4 protein-coding genes and 1 pseudogene are annotated in these 3,760 nt (G+C 38.2%); all 5 read left to right on the top strand.

Going from position 1 to position 3,760, the window contains the following annotated elements; genetic code table 11:
• The first annotated feature begins 126 nt into the window (after window positions 1-126).
• Window positions 127-1,185, top strand: coding sequence for a dTDP-glucose 4,6-dehydratase (gene rfbB / locus Q0212_RS10550; protein WP_297925219.1), 1,059 nt, complete (start codon window positions 127-129; stop codon window positions 1,183-1,185).
• 3 nt (window positions 1,186-1,188) lie between these two features.
• On the top strand, window positions 1,189-2,076 hold the full coding sequence (rfbD, locus tag Q0212_RS10545; protein ID WP_297925217.1) for a dTDP-4-dehydrorhamnose reductase: 888 nt from the start codon (window positions 1,189-1,191) through the stop codon (window positions 2,074-2,076).
• A gap of 16 nt (window positions 2,077-2,092) precedes the next feature.
• Window positions 2,093-2,962, top strand: a complete 870-nt coding sequence (gene rfbA, locus Q0212_RS10540) for a glucose-1-phosphate thymidylyltransferase RfbA (RefSeq protein WP_297925215.1) — start codon at window positions 2,093-2,095, stop codon at window positions 2,960-2,962.
• A 15-nt stretch (window positions 2,963-2,977) separates the two neighbouring features.
• Window positions 2,978-3,529, top strand: coding sequence for a dTDP-4-dehydrorhamnose 3,5-epimerase (gene rfbC, locus Q0212_RS10535; RefSeq protein WP_297925213.1), 552 nt, complete (start codon window positions 2,978-2,980; stop codon window positions 3,527-3,529).
• Window positions 3,526-3,760: pseudogene (locus Q0212_RS10530) on the top strand (hypothetical protein); the annotation flags it as partial. The gene rfbC and the pseudogene Q0212_RS10530, both read left to right, overlap by 4 nt.

Here is a 3,760-nt window from a genome sequence, read left to right as displayed (position 1 = left end):
CTCGCTGGTTTATTATTTATAGTGCATTAATCTATAAACAAAATAGTTTGGACACCATTGCAATGAAACTCTTAATTGCTTTGGGACGGTATTAATCAATTTTTATTTTGTGTAGAGAATATCAGTATGACAATATTAGTCACAGGTGGCGCAGGTTTTATTGGTGCAAATTTTGTTTTGGATTGGCTGGCACAACACGATGAGCCGATTGTTAATTTAGATAAATTAACCTATGCAGGCAATCTCGATTCATTAAAAAGCTTAAAAGATGACGCTCGCCATATCTTTGTTCAAGGTGATATTGGTGATAAAGCGTTGGTTAGCCAATTATTAGCCCAATATCAACCGCGTGCTATTGTAAATTTTGCTGCCGAAAGCCACGTTGACCGTTCGATTAAAAGCCCTACCAATTTTATAGATACCAACATTATTGGCACTTTTAACTTACTAGAAGCAGTCAGAGCGTATTGGTTAAGTCTAGATCAGCCGCTTCAGACAAGTTTTCGCTTTTTACATGTTTCTACCGATGAAGTCTATGGTTCTTTATTGCCTCAAGACCCCGCTTTTGCCGAAACCAATCAATATCAACCTAATAGTCCTTATTCGGCTTCTAAGGCTGCCTCAGATCATTTAGTGCGTGCATGGCATCATACCTATGGCTTGCCTGTGTTAACTACTAATTGTAGCAATAACTATGGGCCATATCATTTTCCTGAAAAGTTAATTCCTTTAGTAATTTTAAATGCTTTAGCAGGAAAACCGTTGCCAATTTATGGCGATGGCCAACAAATTCGTGATTGGTTATATGTTAAAGATCATTGTGCGGCAATTCGGTGCGTGTTGGCTAATGGCCGAGTGGGGGAAACTTATAATGTCGGTGGGTGGAATGAAAAAGCTAATTTAGAGGTAGTAAAAACTATTTGTGCGTTATTGGATGAATTACAACCAAAAACATTAGGTTCGTATACAGAACAAATTAGTTTTGTCCAAGACCGTGCAGGCCATGATCGCCGTTATGCGATTGATGCCCGTAAATTAGAACAAGAGTTAGGTTGGAAGCCAGAAGAAACTTTTGAAACAGGTATTCGTAAAACAGTATTGTGGTATTTAAATAATCAGGACTGGGTCAAAAATGTGACGACTGGTGAATATCGTCAGTGGTTAAATTTGCAATATGGAGCATAACTAATGGCGCGAATTTTATTAACGGGGGTGAGTGGCCAAGTAGGGCATGAATTATTAAACATGCTCGCCCCATTAGCTGAGGTTATTGCGGTCACTCGTCAAGAAATGGATTTAAGTCATCAGGCCAGTATTTTACAAGTTTTGGAAAAATATCAGCCAATGATTATTATTAATCCAGCTGCCTATACAGCCGTTGATAAAGCTGAGTCAGAGCAAAAACAAGCCTATTTGATTAATTATGATGCGCCCAAAATAATGGCAGAATGGGCAGCAGCGCATAATGCTTTGTTAGTACATTATTCAACAGATTATGTCTTTGATGGAACGAAAGAGGGTAGCTATGTTGAGGAAGATACACCAAATCCGCAATCTGTGTATGGTCTGAGTAAATTATTAGGTGAACAAGCGATTCAGCAAAGTGGGGCAAAACATCTTATTTTTAGAACCAGTTGGGTGTTTGGTGTACATGGTAATAACTTTATTAAAACTATTATTCGTTTGGCCAAAGAACGTGAAAGCTTAAATGTGGTTGCAGATCAACATGGTGCACCAACATCAGCACATTTAATTGCACAAGTGACAACACAAGTATTAGTGCAATATTTGCAAGATGCACAGTTTAATGCTTATGGTATTTATCATCTAACTGCTAGTGGCGAAACAACATGGCACGAATATGCGCAATTTATTGTTGAAAAAGTTAAATCAAAACAAAGTGTTATTTTGATTAAAGATAATATAAACGCTATTTCAAGTAGTGCTTATCCTGTTCCTGCCAAACGTCCTGCAAACTCGCGTCTAAATTGTGATAAAATTGTCACAACGTTTAAAGTAGGTTTAACAAATTGGCAACAGGATGTGCTAAATGTAATTAATATAGTTTGTCACTAATTGAGGAGGTTTGATTATGCAACGTAAAGGTATTATTTTAGCAGGTGGGTCAGGTACGCGTTTATATCCTGCGACCTTAGCTGTGAGCAAGCAGCTTTTACCTATTTATGACAAGCCGATGATTTATTACCCCTTAACAACCTTGATGTTGGCAGGAATTCGCGAGATTTTAATCATCTCTACTCCTCAAGATACACCACGTTTTCAGCAGTTACTAGGCGATGGTAGCCAATGGGGCTTAAGCTTGCAATATGTAGTGCAGCCTAGTCCTGATGGTTTGGCGCAAGCATTTATTTTAGGTGAGCAATTTTTAAATGGCGCGCCTAGTGCTTTAGTGTTGGGTGATAATATTTTTTATGGTCATGAATTTTCTAAATTACTTCAAGATGCCAATGCAAAGACAACAGGCGCAAGTGTTTTTGCTTATCATGTTCAAGATCCAGAGCGTTATGGTGTTGTAGAGTTTGATGCTAATGGGCGTGCAATGAGTATTGAAGAAAAGCCTAAACAACCAAAATCAAATTATGCTGTCACTGGTTTATATTTTTATGATGAAAAAGTTGTAGAAATAGCTAAATCTATTAAGCCATCTGCTCGTGGTGAATTAGAAATTACCGATGTCAACTCTGCTTATTTGCAGGCCGGTGCTTTAGATGTACAAACTATGGGGCGAGGCTACGCATGGTTAGACACAGGTACACATGAGTCTTTGTTAGAGGCTAGTCAATTTATAGCCACAATTGAAGCTAGACAAGGTTTAAAAGTGGCTTGCCCTGAAGAAATTGCTTTTCGCTCTGGATGGATTGATGCTGAACAATTAAGTCGTTTAGCAGAGCCACTCAAAAAGAATGCGTATGGTCAATATTTATTATCAATGCTGAAGTAAAGAGTTTTTTAAACTGTGAAAATTATCGATACCGCAATTAGTGAAGTTAAGATTATTGAGCCTACAGTTTTTGGTGATGAGCGTGGTTTTTTTTATGAAAGCTTTAGTCAAGCAAAATTTGAAGCAGCCATAGGATATGCTGTTAATTTTGTTCAAGACAATCATTCGCGTTCGGTAAAAGGAGTGTTAAGAGGGCTGCACTATCAGCTAGCACCACATACACAGGGTAAATTAGTGCGTTGTGTTGTTGGTGAGGTATTTGATGTGGCTGTTGATATTCGTCGCAGCTCTCCTACATATGGTAAATCGGTTGGTGTGCATCTGTCTGCAGAAAATAAACGCCAACTGTGGATTCCAGCAGGCTTTGCCCATGGCTTTTTAACCTTGTCCGATTCGGCAGAGTTTTTGTATAAAACGACAAATTATTATGCGCCACAATCTGAACGTTCGATTCTGTGGAGTGATCCAGAGTTAGCGATTAACTGGTCTAAAATAGATATGGACTTTCAGTTATCACATAAAGATAAAAATGGGGAACTATTTAGTACGGCTGAGGTTTTTGAATGAATCCGCATGCTTCGCAATCATCTTCTTTCTTATTTTTATTACAAAGTTTGATCCAACATCGACAATTAATTTTACAAATGATTCAACGTGAGGTTATGGGGCGTTACAAAGGGTCTCTTTTAGGTGTGACGTGGTCATTTTTTTATCCAATTTTGATGCTAGCTGTTTATACTTTTGTGTTTAGTGTGGTCTTTAAGGCTCGTTGGGTTGATGGAACAGGCTCAAAAACCG

The sequence above is a fragment of the uncultured Agitococcus sp. genome (genome assembly GCF_937920075.1).
GTDB lineage: Bacteria > Pseudomonadota > Gammaproteobacteria > Pseudomonadales > Moraxellaceae > Agitococcus.
The sequence above is the reverse complement of the archived record's forward strand: the minus strand, read 5'-3'. Positions and strand labels throughout refer to the sequence as shown.